Below are 15,756 nucleotides of genomic sequence, written 5' to 3'. Positions count from 1 at the left end.
GTGCCCGGTGAGAGAGAAATGCTGCCGGCGTCATCGGCTACCACCACGCTATGCCCAAGCTTGAAGTCGTCAAGAACTTCGGGCGCACCCCGCCAATTGGTCCACGCTGCGCGCCGCGAGAAGAAATTGAGCGGCCACCCTTTGTAACTATTTCATCCTTTTGTCAGCGCCTCAGTCCTGCAAAAGCAGGTTTTGCCTAATCGACTCCACTTCTTCATCACTAATGCCGAGAATATCGCGGCGATAAGTGTCAAAAGAACCATGAGCATCCTTGACCGCCTGAAGGGAGGCTTTGATTTGTTCCGGATGCGCTCCGAAGGCCGGACGCAGCGAGTGTGGGCCCTTGCCAACCAGTTGCTCGAGCTCGTCGTAGGTGAAGGCATTGGTGGTCAGGTAGTCGCGCACGGCATCCTCTTCGGAATAGCCTAAAGTCAACATGGTGACGGCCGCCATGTATCCCGTACGGTCCTTTCCGCCTGCGCAGTGAAATAGCATCGGAAAGTTGTTCGCATCGGTGAGCAGATGCAGGAACCGGGACACTTTCGGATCAAACTTGGTCGCAAAATCCCGGTAACGGTCAATCCTGATCTGGCGCAAGTCGACATCGTGATCCGCAAGCAACTGGTCGATCTCATCGAACTTGCCTTCAAACCACATAGGGCGGATTTGAGACGCGATCTCGATGGGCATGATCTTGGCGATGTCGGCTGGATCTGAGCCAATGGGCAGATTGACGTTGAAATCCACCGAAGGAATCTGCGCGTTTGGGTGCGTTTCCAGTTCTTCCGGGGTGCGCAAATCAACAATGGTCTCGATAGCGAGGCCATTCAGCTCGGCAATGGCGGCATCGGAAAGGCCGTCCAACTGATCCGAGCGAAAGAGCACACCGGGCTTGATCCCCGCATCAGGTGTCGTGAGTTCACGAAAATTCTCAAGCCCGTCGATCGGATGACTAACTGTCACGTCTTTGCACTCCGATGGCAGATCAATGTCCAAAGCAGTACTGCAGGCTGTCGTTTGCGCGGTCGCTGTGCCGACAGTGAATGTGCACGCAATTACCGCTGCCAAGCTCAATGGGGAGTGCGCTTTCATACCGTGTGTCCTCAAAGCAGAAATCTCTTGATCAGACGCTCTTTAATCAGAGGAAGGATAGATATAGAAAGTTAAAGTCCACATGGTTTTCCGATGGAGTTACGAATGCCCGAGATCGAGCAGTTACGCGCTTTTGTCACCGCAGTTGAGTGTGGTTCGTTCTCTGCCGCCGCGCGAAAACTGGGCAAAGCACAATCTGCCGTCAGCGCGACGATCTCCAATCTGGAAATCGATCTGGATCTGTCGCTATTCCACAGAGATGGCTATCGACCCGTGTTAACGGATGCCGGTGAGTCATTACTGAAGCACGCAAGGTCGGTATTGAGCAGCATGGACATGCTCCGAGGGCAAGCCGAAGCGCTGAGCGGATCTATTGAGCCCAGGTTTTCCTTCTTTGTCGAAGATGGGTTGTTGGTGGATCGTGTTCGAAGCCTGTTAACTGGCACAGCCGATAGGTTCCCAAGCTTAGAGCTCCGTGTGGAGCAGCTTTCGAGGGCTTCTGTTCTCAAGGCAGTTCAGTTAGGTGATGCGGACGCTGCTTTTGTATGTGAGGCACCCAAGGAGGCTCAAAGCTACAGATGCCTCGGCGTCGGGTTTCAGAGGGTCGTGCCCGTGTGTCACTCTGACCACCCGCTGGCTAAACTGGCGACCGTGGGGCGGAAAGACCTGTCGCAATACCGTCAAGCGGTGGAACCGAGTTCAGTCGCTTCAATCGCTGGAGACCGCATTTTCAGCCCGGACATTTGGACCTCAAGTACCCCGATCACTAGAAAAGCGCTTGTGATGGGTGGCTTGGGCTGGGCAGAGTTGCCGGTCGTTTCGGTGGAGCGAGAAGTCCTGCGCGGCGAGTTAAAGGTTTTGGAGTACGAATTCGCACAGAACGCGATCCTGAGGACGGTGGATTTCCTCAAAATAAACGCGACCGACCAAGGGCCTGTGATGAGGTGGTTGACGAGTGAAATCACAACCTGGGATCAGCGCGCCTGGATTGGCGATCATCAGGTTGGCAGGCGTTAGCATAGCCAACATTCGGGCAAACGCAGCGAATTCACTGTTTGTCGGCTTAAAAACACTGTCATTTAAGCCAAATATACGGCGATCATTACGGTTGGCCAGTAACCAAAAAGTTCTGAGAACCACCTTGAGCACCGCATCATGCAAGGGTGGATTTACTTTGGAACGTGATGCACTCTGGAAACCCACGCCCGGGTAGGAGTAACCAGAATGCCCCAATACAACGATTTGTTCGAACTCTCAGTCGAGGACATCGATCTGATTGAAGTATCCCTGCGGCGCGCACTAACCTCATTGTCGGTTGGAGCCCCTGGTGAAAGCGAAGACGAAAAGAAAGAACGGAATGACAGCTTGCACCGAATTCAGGATCTGCTTGGGCGGCTGCACGATCAGAAGATATTCTATCGGCCTAAGTCGGGTGTGTATGTCGGCGGTTGACTAGTAGTCCAAACAGATCTGACGGGCTAACGCGAGCTGGGCAATCCAAGAGTTCGGAACCCGTCCGCGCGGGCCACGCGTCGATCCGACAACATCCGCTGTGAGCCCATCATATTGACTGATGCACTTAGCCCGAAGCGTCGCAATGTGTTAGAAACGGACCTTTAGCTCGGATGTAAATTCGATCTGGCAATTCTATTAATTTCCTTAATAGTCCAATTGGACTAAAAAAATTGACACGGCCTTCCGATGACCGTATTCGACCTCCGGAAACCATCTTTCGGAAGGTCACATCATGACAATTAATTGGGAATTACCCGCATTCCGTCCCGGCATCTGGGGTGCAATCGACAAGTTCATTGGCCCCGGTGCCACCAAGGCCGAAAAAAACATTCAACTCTATCCGCCGTTTCTGTTCGCGACTGGCGTTGTCGGTGTCGGGCTCTATGCACAGTTTGACTGGTCGATCTGGCAGTTTGTGATCATCGCGCTTCTGGCCGTGGACATGGTCGGTGGGGTGATCACAAACGCGACTTCAGCAGCAAAGCGCTGGTTCTTCCGCGAGGGTGAGGGCTTCAAGCAGCACATGAGTTTCATTGCGATTCACTTGCTTCAGATCGTGGTCTTCAGTTGGGCTTTTCAGGGTTTTGACGTTTTGTGGGTCGCCGGGGTGTATGGGATGCTAATGGCATCCAGTGTCATCATCCTCAAATCGCCGCTTTTTCTGCGACGCCCGGTGGCAGCGACACTTTACGCGGCCGCTCTGCTTTTGTCGCTTTATGTGTTTGACAGCCCACCCTATCTAGAATGGTTCCTGCCGATCCTGTTCTTCAAGATCCTGGTTAGCCATGTGTTGCGCGAGGAGCCTTACCAGCCGGAATAGGCATGTGTGTCGTTACCGCCCGGACATGTAGTCCAGCATCAAAACGCCGAACAAGCGGGCCAAGGCATCTTCGGCTCGCTTTTCTCCGACAATGCGCGCGGCCACTGTGCGATAGGCATCCATGGCGACCAGCATAGCCTCGTCCCCGGCAACCTCGGCTGGGCTTTTGCCGCGCAGATACTCGAAGGTCAGCGCCATCTCCATAGCAAAGTTCCGACGTAGGACATCTGTCAGGCGCGCCAGGTTTTCTTCCTCGGAAAGGTCCGGGTCGACAATATCCGTATCAAACGCAGCCATAACCTGTTTGGTGCAGGCCAGGAACAGGTCTTCCTTGGTCGGAAAGTAGTGATAAAGCGCGCTTTTCGAAACACCCAGATAGGCCGCAACCTTGCGCATGCTGGTCCCGGCATAACCGTGATCCGAGAAGTATTTGGCCGCCCGTTGCGCCAGATCCTGGCTGTGGGCGTCATGATCAACAATTTTCGGCATTTTTTCGTCCATGTGGTCCAATTACGATTGACACGGATTGAAGGTGGGGTCCACAAATATTAAATAGTCCAAGTGGTCTAAAAGGGATGAGCACCATGCCAGATATTTTCCTTTCCTTGAAACTGACCCATTTGCTTGCCGCACTCATCACGGTGGGGGCGACCATCATCAACGGCGTGATCCACGCCCATGCCCGCGCCGCGACCCAGGTAGAGGCAGCCGCCCATTTACGGGTTTTGACGCGGATCAACAGGATCTTCATGGGGCCATCGCTTCTCATCATCCCGGCCTCGGGCCTGTGGATGATGCTGCTGCTGAGTTATGACTGGTGGACCGGTTGGATTGTGGTCTCAATTGCCCTCTGGCTCGCTCTGCTTCTGGCATTTCTGATCGGGGACCGAATCGAACGACAACTGCATGACACAGCGGTCGCCGCCACCCACAAGGGCGTTTCGGTGCTGTCCGAGAGCTATGAAACCACGTTCAAGAAAGACTCACCGATCGGTGGTGCCGCATTCATCATGAGCATCACCAGGCTTGTTTTGATGGTGTTCAAACCGTTCTAAGACGCGCCCATGATTGCTACGAGACTAGGGATAGATTGATGATAACCAAATACGGCGGCGTGGACCGCGCACATGATCGCTCGTTCGGGATCAAACTGATCTTTGCCCTTCTGCACAGCACCATTGTGGCGGTCTGCCTCTGGTTGGCTTTCGGGGGTTTCGAATGGGCCGATCCTACCCGAGGCAAACTGCTGGCAGGGGCGGCAGTACTCTATTGGTTGCGCCACATGATCACCCTGTTCGTACTGCTGCAGCGCAAGGTCGAACTGTCCGAAGGATTGGGGCTGACCGTCTTCATCGCTATCTTCGAAATCGGCTTCTTGCTGCTCGGAACTGGCTTTCTTTCCGGTCAAGCCACACCGTTTGGTCCATGGGATTGGATCGGGATCGCGCTACTTCTGATCGGCTCATATCTGAACACAGGCTCCGAACTGCAACGCCGTGCGTGGAAGAAGCTACCGGACTCCAAGGGGCGGTGTTACACAGATGGCCTCTTCGCCTATTCAATGCACATCAACTACCTGGGCGACAGCATCCTGTTCACCGGCTGGGCGATCCTGACGGCCTCAATCTGGGCGTTCTCAATCCCGGCGCTGATGACCTATCTGTTCATCTTTTACCATATCCCGCCACTCGACGAGTATCTGGCGGATCGCTATGGCAAGGAATTCAATGCCTATGCCGGAAAAACCGCGAAATTCGTGCCGTTCCTCTATTAAGTGGGCGGTTGGCGCAAGCACCTGAAAAAGGGAGATAAAGACTGCAAACGGATTGGACGCATGGTCGACGGCACTGGCAACCTAACGTGCGTATTCGTTGGCTAAAACGACCGATATTGACAGTCCGATCGGAAAGCGGCCCTTGATATAGTCGCAGCCAAAGGTCACACTGTCCCGCGGCACCGCAATCTGCGTTCCACTTAGGGAAGATCCGGTTTGCGTGGTTCGCGACATGCAGCATGAGCGAAAAACCGAATTGTGATCAACGGTTGGTAACGGCTTTCTTCGCGCGGAGGCGCGTCGCAAAGAATGGCAGCAGAGAGCCCATTTCGACCAATGCCGCGCATCGCATCAATGTCCGCTCTTCGGACTACGGCCAAAAATGTGAAAAAAACCAAAAGGGGGGTGCCAAGGGTTTGTGGCACAAGGTTTTGCAGGGCTTTCAGTATACAGCCCGACAATGCTTAAAAACGGCCGTTTTTTGACATGGGGGTCATGACCTAGGGACTTTGACACTTCAGCACCCGATGTTGCTGAACTGTGTCATCTTGCGTCGCATGTTGTTGTTGCTCGCATGCGATCAAGATGGAAAATTATGCTTATGGCTTCGCTTGCCATTCTTGCGAAGGCAAGTGGTATCGGCTTCACCGGTGGAAACACCCGATTTTGACAAAGGCGCTGAGATCTAGGGTTATTGAAGCTGCCGCTAATCCACCAGCCAAACCTGATCGGTCTGCATTATCAGACTCCGTAGGAACGTAGAGCGCGTACTGTCTGGTAAGAGGGATTGTCTGAACAGTTATTCTCTACGCCAGGCAAGAGATTCAATCTATCATCCCCCCCCCAGAACCGTGTCTGATTAACAATCTGGGCGTGGAATAGGGCGTTAATAATTTCTATGACTTAGCGAAATCGTGTATTCTATCTTTAGCTGCCGTAAGGATGCGGGCCGATGCGCTTCATATCTAATCTCCGGCGCGACACGCTCAAGGCGTTCGCCGAGGCCGGCGCCGAGGCGCATGGCTATCTCCTTTCGAGCCACCGGATCACGCCAGCGGCACTTCAGGACGCGGCGGAGGTCCGCGCCATGGGCCTGCCACTCTTTGCCGACAATGGCACGATCGAACTGATTGGCGAGGTCACCGCCGGATTCGGGCACGAGGCGGCGCTTGTTCGCGATGAGGTCAAGGAGATCCGGCGGACGGTCGGGCGCATCCCGCGCGGGCGCGATGTCCCCGATGCCCTCCGCGACCGGGCATCGGCGCTCGCCGACTCGGTGACCGATGCGGCCGAGGCGCAATCCGAGATGCGTGACCACGACGCGCTGCTTGCGGCGCAGCTTTCCATGGACCCGACCGACCTCATCGCCAATGAGGATTTCGGGACGGCCTGCCTGATGGCGCTCGGTATCGAGCGCGAAATCACGAGGTGGAGTGTCGACCGATATCGGACGCTTGCCCGGCGAAGCATTCGGCTCTGGCGGCGGGTCGCGGAGGATCCGGCCGTGGCGGGGCGCCTCATCTATGCGGTGCTCGGCGCGGTCGATTACAACACCGCGCGCGCGGCTGGGCAGGAGGCGATGGGGGCGGGCGTTAGGAATGTCGCGCTCAGCGTGGCGAGCTTTGCAAGTGACCCGACAGCCACGGATTTCTACGTCATGGGGACGGCAAGCCTGAAGCTCGCTCGCCCGGCGCCACGGCGTTATGTGCGCCTTGCCCAGGTCGTGCGCGGTCTCTCGGACGGGGCGAGAGATGCCGGCGGCGCGTTCGACCGGCTCCACTGCCTCGGCCTCGGCGCGCCGCCGCTGCTGCCGGTCGCGGCGCTCGGCCTTGCGCCCGAAACGGAACTAACCACCGACGCGACGAGCCCGATCCATGCGGCGGTTAAAGATCGCGTCCTCTATGACCCGGAGGCGCGGGGCGATCGGGCGACGACGATCGAGATCGTGGAGCGGATCATGGCCGGCGGCGACTGGCCGTTCGTCAGCCCATTCGCGAGCAAGTTCAGGGAGGAGTTCGGGTACCGGCCCGAGGATGCGCGGCGCTGGTGGTCTGACAATGGCGAGCCGCCGGTCGACAACACGCTGCTTTCCACACCGAGCGACCTAACCGAAGCGCTGCCGCTCTTCGCCGAGGCCGACCCGGACATCCAGCCCATTGCACGCGAAACGCGCATTGCCCACAATCACTGGGTCATCGGCATGCTCGCAGCGCAGCGCAGCCAGCCGGACCGGCACAAGGCGGCAAGCGAGATCATTGAGGGATGGCTCGCCGGCCCTTCTACCGTTACCGCTCGTGGCCTCGCTGTCGCGAAGGAAATCTTGTCGCGCCCGGCACTTTAAGTGTCGTTGAAATCAGGCGAGCTTGAACGCCTTGGCCTCATGCTCGCAGTTTTCCAGCGCTTCCTGGTGTTCGTAGAGCTTCTCGCGCAGCGCATCGATAGTTCTCTCAAGCGGCTCCATCTTCCAGAACCGATGCTGCTGAAGCTTTCCGCGCGCCTCGGCGCATTCGGGCGGGGTCTCGAATTCGATGACCGGGCAGGCCTCATGAACCTCGTGCTTCAGATCTAGCTCTTCCATATGGAAGTCCCACCAAAGGCCGGAATGGAACCCGATCCATTTCTCGTAGATCTCCACACGCAGGTGCTCGAGTTGGCATGTGTCTGACATGGCTTTCCCTCGTATTGTGTCCGTGGCAGGGACCGCTCAGGCTTCCTTGTTCTCGTGCTCGCATTCTTGCAGCCGATCCCTGAACCGGTCGCGCATTCTGTTGGCCTTAATCCAAAGGCTCGTCCTCTTGTACACGTCGACCATCCTGAACCAGCGATAGGCCTGGATCGCGTCAAAGCACTCGCCGTTCAGCTCGCGCCTCGACCCGCGCCGGAGAGGGTCTTCGAGCAGGTATCCGCCATCGGAACTCGACGGAAACAAATGATTGAGCTTCGGAATGCCGACATGCTCGCAAGCGCCGGGGATGTCCTCCAGAAGATCCTGCAGGTGTTCATCGCCCTTCTCCATCTGATCGTGGTAGTGCTCAACGAGCTTATCGGCGAGTTCGACGAGATGTTTCTCCAGTTCACAGGACATAGTTGGCCTCAATCTCGAACGAAGGGCGGGTAGATTAGGTCAGCCGCACCGAGGGCAATCGGTTCCTGCTCGTCCTGCGGGAGGTGCGGGCCGATCGACCAGATCATGTTGGCGTTGCTGCGCCAGACCTCATACCAGGGCTCAGCCGTGCGCAAAAATGCGATCCGCCAATTCTCCTTGGCAAGCTCGGCAAGGGCAAGCCGGTCAATTTCGACGGCCGGTTCATCCTCATTGAGGTCAGAGCTTGACTGGATCGTACCATTCAGCCGGACATAGGCGCCTTCCGTCAGCCCGGCATGGGGTAGATGCGCGAAGAGGACCACGGCGGGAAAGGTCGCGCCATTCGACGGATCTATCAGCCCAACGCGGCTCACGCGGGATTTGCCCGGAGGGTTGAGCACTTCGATCGTATTAACGAAGCCCTCGACCTCTACAAATTCGCCATCCGGCCGGTCGGACAGGGCATTGAGCGCAGTGTTCTTGCCGTCGGGAAGATCGCCGTCAAAGGCGGTGCTCGATGCCCTTTCGACAAGCTCCGCGACCGTTTCGGCGCGGAAACCGGACGCGATCTCCTGCATGATGCGTGCGGCGGCGGCATGGCTGCCAATCGCTTCCCGGGTCAGGCCACCGGCGCGCGCAGCCTGACGGCCGAGCGCTTCCGATTCGGAGTTGCGGCCGAGGTTCTGAAGCTCCGCAATGGAGTAGCGAAGTATGGCTTGTGACCTCAGGAACGCGGGAAGCGCGCGCTCGGATTCAACGACAATGTTCAGCGCCGCCTGGGCCGCCTCGTCGAGCGCATTGCGGGCGCATGCGACGAAAAGCTCCATCTGGAGGCCGCGCAGTTGTTTGGCGAAGCGGTCAATCAAGCGATTAGCCGCTGGAAGATAATCGGTTGCGACGAAAGCGCTGATCACCGTGTCGCTCCGTTCGGTCAGGTTGAAGCCGGCATGCGCCACGGCGACAAGGCCGCGCGACAGACCGGTGAGGATCATCGCGTCCCCCTCAACCAGTGTCTGCATGGCCTTTTGGCGAAGCCCGACTATTTCATCGAGGAGCGGGCCGCCGGTCTCCTGATCCAGGAGGGCACTCGTTTCCTCGAACGTACTGGTGTGGATCTGCTCCAGTTCGGAGCGAATATCGTCGAACTCGCCGCTGAGGTCGGCGAAGTGCGGGTCCGCCTCGATCTCGGCCATTAGGACATCGATACCGGCCAAGGGATCGATCTCTTCGCCGGCGGCCTGAAGCTCGGCAATCAACTCGGCCCGGTTCCTATCGTTGAAAGATTCCTCGAGGGCCGCGTCGGTGAAATCGTCGCTGAGCTGCTGCAAGGCCAGCGAGCGCCGTAGCGTGGCTGTATGGTCCTGATGCAGTAGCAGCGCCGCATGGGCCAGACCCAAGCACCGCCAGCCGGAATTGAGCACGACGTTCCAGTCGGCGTCGATCCCCTTTAACCTGAGTTCGACGAGTGCTTCGAATACCGGCAGATAAAGGCTAGGCGAAAGATAAGAGGGAATGGGATCGAGGCGGGTCAGTTGCAGGATCTCTTCCGCTGAGGGAGGAGAATGTTTGTCCACTGGCCGCATTTTCTGTCTCCGTGTTCGCCGTTCCTGGAACGGCCAATCTTCAGACTTTGCCTTGCTTGATCAGACCGCCGCCTGAGTTCCAGAGCGAGGTAGCAACACCGTCTCTGGATTTGATATCCTGACATCGCAAAACAAGAATGCAGTGTTGCGATGTTAGGATATACCCATCTCGCCGGAATACCACTCTGAGACTCGAAGGTCGCAGTGTTCGGGCAAAAAATTGCCCGTTGCGTAGCCAGCGGCGAGTTGGCGTACGGTCCGGTCAGGTGACGAACAAGGAGTCGCAGTTCAGGTATCGCTCATACGAAATTATCCCTCCATCTCAGCAATTTCTTGAGCCTCATGAGGTTGTGCCCGAGGACTCTGGCCAGAGAAAAAAGACCGTTTTTGTCCGCTGACTTTGAGTTCGACCGGCCCCCGTTTTCGCGCTCGCGGCGAATGTCTCCTCTGACGGGTCGCGTCCCGGCGACGGTGACCAAGGTCGAACGGCAGGAATGGGTCGCTCCGGTTGATTGTTGCCTTGGATAAACTGGTGTTGATGAATTGGTCTGTCGCTTAGCATGTTCCCTAAGGAAGCAAGAGCGTATAGGTCGGAGGCCATTGAATGGCAAAAATCAGAGTAAATATTGTTGGTGCCGGTCGCGTGGGGCAAACCATCCTCGGCCTTTTGCGACACTCATCCAAGTATTCGGTTCAGGACATACTGAGTTCTCGATTTAGATCAGCGCAAAACGCAGCCCAAATTGCGGGAATGGGCAGAGCGGTGGAGAAATATGCAGACTTAGCGCCGGCCGACCTGTGGATTTTGGCGGTGCCGGATTCTCAGATTTCAATTGCAGCAACCGAACTCGCAAAAGTTGTTGGTCAACACGATGTCAATGAAACGCCTCCAGTTGCGTTTCACTGCAGTGGTTTTTTCCCGGCAGACGAAATGGCGCCGCTTCAGAAGCTAGCCTGGCGACTGGCCAGCGTGCACCCGGTACTTACGTTCGCAGAGCCGGCAACCGCGATCCAGCAATTCGAGGGAACACTTTGTGGCATTGAGGGCGAAGTTTCTGCCTTGGATTTTATCAAAGACTTTCTGACCGAGATTGGTGGAATCCCATTTCATATCAATTCCGATAGCAAAAGCCTCTATCATGCGGCCGCCGTGATTTCGAATAACTTCACTGTGGTTTTGCAGGCGATCGCGCGTGAAGCCTGGGCTACCGCAGGAGTGCCTGATGAAATTGCAAAGCAACTGAACACCACGCTGCTTCATGCCACCTGTGAGAATGTTGCCGCCTATGGACCACTGGGAGCGCTTACGGGACCCGCATCACGAGGCGACACCTTTGTCGTCTCGCAACAAGCGAAAGATGTAGCCGCTTGGCACCCTGCTGCAGGAATTATCTACAAAGAGCTGAGCTTGCTCGCTCAGAAATTGAAGGCCGACGGTAAGACACAGGATTGGTTGGGTCCCGAAGCGTAGCCTGACCTACAATTCAACTGAGGTTGTGCGAATTCTTGGAGCCTCTTATCTCGCGCTTGCGGCGAACGGCAGGTTCGATGGGTGCACTGCGATATCTTAATCTTGGATCATGAGTCCGGAATGGGCCGCCAGGCGAAACGCTTTGCCCCGGCTACGCAAATCACCACAAAGATCGTTACCCCGATCATAGACGGCGCAACGGGCTCCGCGAGCAAAAGAGCCGCGAGGATCAGGCCGAAGAACGGCTGGAGAAGTTGAAGCTGTCCGACACCTGCTGTGCCGCCTAGTGCTAAACCGCGATACCAGAAGATAAAACCGACCAGCATCGAAAAGATAGAGACGTAGCCTAGACTGAGCCAGACCGGCAGGGTCAGCCCGTTTGATGTAGGGGGCCATGTCAAAATCGCGAAAGCAGCCATAAAAGGTAAGGATAGGACCAGCGCCCAGGAAATCACCTGCCATCCACCGAAGCGGCGCGATATCTGTGCACCCTCCGCATAGCCCAACCCGCAAGCGAGGACGGCAGCGACCATGAAGAGGTCCCCGACGAGTGATACTTCAGCGCTTTGGCTGAGGGCGAAGCCGACGACAGCCGAGCTGCCAAGGATCGAGAATACCCAGAACAACGCGGTCGGGCGTTCTCCGCCGCGCAGAACGCCGAATGTCGCGGTGGCTAGCGGCAGGAGGCCAATGAAAACGATGGAATGTGCAGCGGTGATGTGCTGTAGCGCCAGCGCTGTTAAAAGCGGAAAGCCGATCACTACACCCAAGGCTACAACCACAAGAGAAAACAGGTTCTCACGCGAAGGTAGCTTTTCTTTGAAAAAGGCCAGCAGGGAAAGCGCAAGTACAGCCGCAAGAACCGCTCGGGCGGATGTCAGGAAGAACGGGTCTAGACCACTGACCGCCACCCTCGTTGCGGGAAGTGACCCACTGAAGATCAATACACCGAGCAGTCCGCTGCCCCAGCCAGAAAACGAGGAGTTCATAAATTAACGGTCCTTTTTTGAACCTTGTAGCTGGAGTGGCGCGACAAACGCAGATACAAAGCAATACAATTGGAAAAAACTGTACTGCTGTATGGTCCCATACAGAGGAGATCGAGTATGGCCGTTGCGACCCGTAGAACTCTTGTGATGGAACATATCACGCGTCTTATTCGATCGCGGGCACTTGGTGCGGGTGACAAACTTCCCTCAGTCCGGGGCCTTGCAACTCGCTTGGGCGTGTCACCTTCGACAGTGGTAGAGGCCTATGATGTCTTGGCCGCTGAAGGAGTTATCTTTGCTCGTCGCGGCTCAGGTTTTTTTGTGTCAGACCGCGTACAACCGTTCGAGGTTTCGCAAACTGGACCGCTGCTTGAGCGCGAGATTGATCCGCTTTGGGTCGCGCGACAATCGATAGACGCCAGCCAGGACATGGCAAAGCCTGGATGTGGCTGGATGCCTGCCGATTGGATGCCTGTCGAGTCGCTACGGCGAGCAATGCGCCGTGTGGCACGTGGAGGCGACAATGTGCTTACAGATTACAGCTGTGCACAGGGTCATTCCGGTCTGCGCCAGCATGTGGCTCGAATGCTGTGCGACCAGACCATAGAGGTAGATCCCAATACCGTTTTGCTCACCAATTCTGGATCGCAGGCGCTGGATTTGATTTGCAGATTGCTACTCAAGCCTGGCGATACTGTGTTGGTGGATGATCCATGTTATTTCAACTTTCAGGCCCTTCTGAGAGCACACCAGATTACCATTGTCAGTGTCCCCTACACGCCTAACGGCCCCGACCTTGCCCAATTTGAAAACGTGCTTAGGAAAGAGCGGCCGCGGCTCTATCTGACCAATTCAGCATTGCACAACCCAACAGGTGTGACACTAACTGCGGCGACTGCGCATCGTGTACTGACTCTGGCCGAAGCGTATGAGTTGCAAATCGTGGAAGATGCCATTTTCTCTGAGTTCGAACCTGATCTTTCGCCAAGACTGGCTTCCCTGGATGGGCTTAACCGCGTTCTCACGATTGGAAGTTTTTCCAAAACCCTGTCGGCATCGTTGCGATGTGGATTTATTGCAGCGCGTCCTGACTGGATTGTCTCCCTGACCGAACTTCAGGTTGCGATCAGCTTCGGAGGTCCAAGCCCTATGGTGACAGAATTGCTACATTCGGCGCTCACTGACGGTAGCTATCGCAAACACATGGAGGCGCTCAGGGCTAAACTGGATCGCGCCCGTACCCGCGTAACCGACGAGTTAGAAGCGTTAGGCATTAGGCCTTTTGTGAAACCCAGAGGTGGATTTTATCTTTGGTGCGAGCTGCCAGACGGACAGGATGCTGCAGCGATAGCGCGAAAAGCTCTCAAGAAAGGTGTCGTTCTGGCGCCTGGAAATGTCTTTAGCCCAACTCAATCCAAGAACTCGTTTCTACGTTTCAACGTAAGCCAGATGACCAGAAAGACCCATGCGGAACTACTTCGCGATCTGATGAGTGAGGCACAATAGGACTGCCTACTTCTAGAAAAGGTAATAATCTTCCCCTCAAAGTGAAAGTCCGGTTAGGGCCGTCTGCGAACTCCAGCGGCAATGAGGCAGTGAGCTATAACGCTTCCTAGCTGGAAACGATGTTTGGTTAAACAACCACCGTGGCCAGTTCGTACTGGAATGGCTCCGATAGCCAAGACACGAGCTTCATTCGTTAACTTTTGGCTTCCAATTGGCTTGTTTCATAGCTTCACCTAATTCCACTCCGTATGCCCGGTCCGCGAACAATCTCTGAAACAAAATATCCACCCGACTGTCAGGCCACTCACGCGAGAGTTTATCCGCCAAGGCCTGAGCTTCACTTTCGTTACCCAGCATCTGGTGAGCCGCCAAAAGATAAGCCACAGACACAGGGCCGACGGGGCCGCCCTTTTTGGTCACCTGCTCAAAGGCGGAAACGGCACCTTCGAAATCCTTCAGATGAAACTTTGCAGACCCCATCGCGTTCTGAAACACATAACCCCGGTCCAAATCTATTTTCGACAGCGCATCTTCGCTGATCGTCACGACTTCTTCGAATTCACCTGCGTACAACAAGATCAGTGAGACGAACTCCAGCACATGCACGTCGTTTGGTGCTAAACGCTGTGCCCTGTACGAGAACTCCGTAGCTTCAGGCCAATTTCCCTTGGTAAATTCGACCCAGGCCTTTGCAGATTGGCTCCACCCCGTTTCTGGTGCCAATTCAATGGCCCTGTTGGCCTGTGCGTCCGCGTAACGCAGCATGTCCCCGGTCGGATCGGCGTCCGGTGAAACCAACGCTATCATTGCTGCAACCTGCGCGGCTCCTGCGTGGCCTCCGAAATAGCTGTCGTCGTTTTCGATTGCCCCTTTGAATATTGTCAGGGCTCCGTTCAGCCGCGCGGGCTCCAACGCCGGAAAAATCAAATCGCGGCCTGAGTTGGCCAGGTTAACGGCCTGAAGCCGCATGGGGGATGCATCAAAAATGGCGCTGCGCTCATCTTGGCTCAGGCCATCGACTGGCAGGTTGACTGGAACCCCACGATTTGTCGACACTAACGCAATTGCAGCAGCAACACAGATAAAAATGAAAACCCCTGTAATCCCAACGAACGGGCGAAGCCAAGTGTGCCTCTTAGTTTCCCTCTCGGAAACTTCAGGCTGATCCGTCCCGGGCGACCTAATCGAGATCTCAGGTGCGTATCCGCCTTTTGGCAGATCGAAAACAGTGACTTCTTCGCGGCCATCTTCGACATAATAGTCGGCCAGCTTGCGACGCAGGCGACCAGCGTCCACCCGCACTACATTTTCTCTGCGTGCCATCTCGGACATGGTCCCGCCATAGACATCCATGGCGATTGTTTTGGCACGTATTTCGTCGGCCCTGCCGTTAAGGGATTCCTCGACAACATAGACAAGAAAGTCCTGCAATCGCTGTGAACTTGCGAAAGTCGAGGATCTGACAAGTCGTTGAAGTGCGGCCCGCACATCCTCAGCGTCAGGCGCAATGCCCTCATTCAGAGGAGGTGACTTGTCTCTAAATACTTTCATATTTTCAGCGAGTTACATCCATGACTACACCGTATTATGCCCCGATATACCTATTGTTAAAAGTGAATTCGTCCAACACTCCAGTATATCTGCTGATCTATCGAACGAGACATCGAAATTGAAAGGCCTCGAACTTGATACGCTGTTTCCCGACCACCAGGCCGCAATTGCGGACTTACGGCGCGTGGACACTGTGTTCGATGAGATCTGCCAAGACTACCAGCTTCTCAGCGACGAGTATCTCTCCATGAATGCTGAGCCGGGAAGCCAATCGTATCAGATTCAATGCGACATCAGCGAGACCCTGGATGGTCTTAGGGATGAAATCGCCCAGTCCCTGCGGCGCGCAGGAAAGATGTAATTCGAAAAT

16 protein-coding genes are annotated in these 15,756 nt (G+C 55.8%); 9 read left to right on the top strand and 7 right to left on the bottom strand.

The genetic code is table 11. The features are described 5' to 3' along the window. Positions 1–171 precede the first annotated feature (171 nt). A complete protein-coding gene (locus AC2FIO_RS16730) occupies positions 172–1,092 on the bottom strand; it encodes a tyrosine-protein phosphatase (RefSeq protein ID WP_496699046.1) in 921 nt (306 codons plus the stop codon). 105 nt (positions 1,093–1,197) lie between these two features. Here AC2FIO_RS16730 and AC2FIO_RS16725 point away from each other — a divergent pair, with 105 nt between their 5' ends. The 3 genes from AC2FIO_RS16725 (at position 1,198) to AC2FIO_RS16715 (ending at position 3,427) form a co-directional block, all read left to right on the top strand. Beyond that, the gene (locus tag AC2FIO_RS16725; RefSeq protein WP_496699044.1) at positions 1,198–2,109 is read left to right on the top strand and encodes a LysR family transcriptional regulator; all 912 of its coding nucleotides are present in this window, start codon (positions 1,198–1,200) and stop codon (positions 2,107–2,109) included. Positions 2,110–2,316: 207 nt separating this feature from the next. Continuing rightward, positions 2,317–2,544, top strand: coding sequence for a hypothetical protein (locus AC2FIO_RS16720; protein ID WP_282170395.1), 228 nt, complete (start codon positions 2,317–2,319; stop codon positions 2,542–2,544). Between the two features lie 295 nt (positions 2,545–2,839). After that, positions 2,840–3,427 (top strand): hypothetical protein, encoded by a 588-nt coding sequence (locus AC2FIO_RS16715; RefSeq protein ID WP_496699042.1) that lies wholly within the window; start codon positions 2,840–2,842, stop codon positions 3,425–3,427. A 12-nt stretch (positions 3,428–3,439) separates the two neighbouring features. Here AC2FIO_RS16715 and AC2FIO_RS16710 read toward each other — a convergent pair whose 3' ends face one another. After that, complete coding sequence (locus AC2FIO_RS16710; RefSeq protein WP_282170397.1) at positions 3,440–3,916, bottom strand: TetR/AcrR family transcriptional regulator; 477 nt, start codon at positions 3,914–3,916, stop codon at positions 3,440–3,442. Between the two features lie 95 nt (positions 3,917–4,011). On the opposite strand from AC2FIO_RS16710, the gene AC2FIO_RS16705 reads away from it, so the two are divergent. The 3 genes from AC2FIO_RS16705 to AC2FIO_RS16695 all read left to right on the top strand — a co-directional run bounded on the left by AC2FIO_RS16705 (position 4,012) and on the right by AC2FIO_RS16695 (position 7,542). Beyond that, complete coding sequence (locus AC2FIO_RS16705) at positions 4,012–4,482, top strand: DUF2269 family protein (protein ID WP_282170398.1); 471 nt, start codon at positions 4,012–4,014, stop codon at positions 4,480–4,482. 38 nt (positions 4,483–4,520) lie between these two features. Then, positions 4,521–5,201 (top strand): DUF1295 domain-containing protein, encoded by a 681-nt coding sequence (locus AC2FIO_RS16700; protein ID WP_282170399.1) that lies wholly within the window; start codon positions 4,521–4,523, stop codon positions 5,199–5,201. 952 nt (positions 5,202–6,153) lie between these two features. Then, positions 6,154–7,542 (top strand): hypothetical protein, encoded by a 1,389-nt coding sequence (locus AC2FIO_RS16695; RefSeq protein ID WP_282170400.1) that lies wholly within the window; start codon positions 6,154–6,156, stop codon positions 7,540–7,542. Between the two features lie 12 nt (positions 7,543–7,554). Here AC2FIO_RS16695 and AC2FIO_RS16690 read toward each other — a convergent pair whose 3' ends face one another. From AC2FIO_RS16690 to AC2FIO_RS16680, 3 genes are read right to left on the bottom strand one after another with little or no spacing between them, the layout of a single operon-like run. Further along, complete coding sequence (locus tag AC2FIO_RS16690) at positions 7,555–7,869, bottom strand: hypothetical protein (RefSeq protein ID WP_282170401.1); 315 nt, start codon at positions 7,867–7,869, stop codon at positions 7,555–7,557. A 36-nt stretch (positions 7,870–7,905) separates the two neighbouring features. Then, positions 7,906–8,286 (bottom strand): hypothetical protein, encoded by a 381-nt coding sequence (locus AC2FIO_RS16685; RefSeq protein WP_282170402.1) that lies wholly within the window; start codon positions 8,284–8,286, stop codon positions 7,906–7,908. Positions 8,287–8,294: 8 nt separating this feature from the next. Further along, the gene (locus tag AC2FIO_RS16680) at positions 8,295–9,869 is read right to left on the bottom strand and encodes a hypothetical protein (RefSeq protein WP_496699038.1); all 1,575 of its coding nucleotides are present in this window, start codon (positions 9,867–9,869) and stop codon (positions 8,295–8,297) included. Positions 9,870–10,473: 604 nt separating this feature from the next. Here AC2FIO_RS16680 and AC2FIO_RS16675 point away from each other — a divergent pair. Further along, positions 10,474–11,340, top strand: coding sequence for a Rossmann-like and DUF2520 domain-containing protein (locus tag AC2FIO_RS16675; RefSeq protein ID WP_496699036.1), 867 nt, complete (start codon positions 10,474–10,476; stop codon positions 11,338–11,340). 107 nt (positions 11,341–11,447) lie between these two features. Here the strand turns inward: AC2FIO_RS16675 and AC2FIO_RS16670 are convergent, their stop codons facing one another. Beyond that, a complete protein-coding gene (locus tag AC2FIO_RS16670; RefSeq protein WP_496699035.1) occupies positions 11,448–12,329 on the bottom strand; it encodes a DMT family transporter in 882 nt (293 codons plus the stop codon). 117 nt (positions 12,330–12,446) lie between these two features. Here AC2FIO_RS16670 and AC2FIO_RS16665 point away from each other — a divergent pair, with 117 nt between their 5' ends. After that, positions 12,447–13,835, top strand: coding sequence for an aminotransferase-like domain-containing protein (locus AC2FIO_RS16665; protein ID WP_496699278.1), 1,389 nt, complete (start codon positions 12,447–12,449; stop codon positions 13,833–13,835). Positions 13,836–14,021: 186 nt separating this feature from the next. Here the strand turns inward: AC2FIO_RS16665 and AC2FIO_RS16660 are convergent, their stop codons facing one another. Continuing rightward, positions 14,022–15,266: a tetratricopeptide repeat protein gene (locus AC2FIO_RS16660; protein ID WP_496699033.1), complete on the bottom strand. Its 1,245-nt coding sequence runs from the start codon at positions 15,264–15,266 to the stop codon at positions 14,022–14,024. A 238-nt stretch (positions 15,267–15,504) separates the two neighbouring features. On the opposite strand from AC2FIO_RS16660, the gene AC2FIO_RS16655 reads away from it, so the two are divergent. Beyond that, a complete protein-coding gene (locus AC2FIO_RS16655) occupies positions 15,505–15,747 on the top strand; it encodes a hypothetical protein (protein WP_496699031.1) in 243 nt (80 codons plus the stop codon). Positions 15,748–15,756: the final 9 nt, after the last annotated feature.

It is taken from the genome of Ruegeria sp. CDSB086 (assembly GCF_059611065.1).
Note: the sequence above shows the minus strand (reverse complement) of the source record. Positions and strands in the feature narration are given on the sequence as shown.

What these genes read in the sequence shown, in the direction of transcription:
- AC2FIO_RS16670 (WP_496699035.1), bottom strand. Translation starts at nt 12,329, where the DNA reads ATGAACTCCTCGTTTTCTGGCTGGGGCAGCGGACTGCTCGGTGTATTG.
- AC2FIO_RS16695 (WP_282170400.1), top strand. Translation starts at nt 6,154, where the DNA reads ATGCGCTTCATATCTAATCTCCGGCGCGACACGCTCAAGGCGTTCGCC.
- AC2FIO_RS16725 (WP_496699044.1), top strand. Translation starts at nt 1,198, where the DNA reads ATGCCCGAGATCGAGCAGTTACGCGCTTTTGTCACCGCAGTTGAGTGT.
- AC2FIO_RS16705 (WP_282170398.1), top strand. Translation starts at nt 4,012, where the DNA reads ATGCCAGATATTTTCCTTTCCTTGAAACTGACCCATTTGCTTGCCGCA.
- AC2FIO_RS16680 (WP_496699038.1), bottom strand. Translation starts at nt 9,869, where the DNA reads ATGCGGCCAGTGGACAAACATTCTCCTCCCTCAGCGGAAGAGATCCTG.
- AC2FIO_RS16665 (WP_496699278.1), top strand. Translation starts at nt 12,447, where the DNA reads ATGGCCGTTGCGACCCGTAGAACTCTTGTGATGGAACATATCACGCGT.
- AC2FIO_RS16710 (WP_282170397.1), bottom strand. Translation starts at nt 3,916, where the DNA reads ATGCCGAAAATTGTTGATCATGACGCCCACAGCCAGGATCTGGCGCAA.
- AC2FIO_RS16685 (WP_282170402.1), bottom strand. Translation starts at nt 8,286, where the DNA reads ATGTCCTGTGAACTGGAGAAACATCTCGTCGAACTCGCCGATAAGCTC.
- AC2FIO_RS16720 (WP_282170395.1), top strand. Translation starts at nt 2,317, where the DNA reads ATGCCCCAATACAACGATTTGTTCGAACTCTCAGTCGAGGACATCGAT.
- AC2FIO_RS16675 (WP_496699036.1), top strand. Translation starts at nt 10,474, where the DNA reads ATGGCAAAAATCAGAGTAAATATTGTTGGTGCCGGTCGCGTGGGGCAA.
- AC2FIO_RS16730 (WP_496699046.1), bottom strand. Translation starts at nt 1,092, where the DNA reads ATGAAAGCGCACTCCCCATTGAGCTTGGCAGCGGTAATTGCGTGCACA.
- AC2FIO_RS16700 (WP_282170399.1), top strand. Translation starts at nt 4,521, where the DNA reads ATGATAACCAAATACGGCGGCGTGGACCGCGCACATGATCGCTCGTTC.
- AC2FIO_RS16715 (WP_496699042.1), top strand. Translation starts at nt 2,840, where the DNA reads ATGACAATTAATTGGGAATTACCCGCATTCCGTCCCGGCATCTGGGGT.
- AC2FIO_RS16690 (WP_282170401.1), bottom strand. Translation starts at nt 7,869, where the DNA reads ATGTCAGACACATGCCAACTCGAGCACCTGCGTGTGGAGATCTACGAG.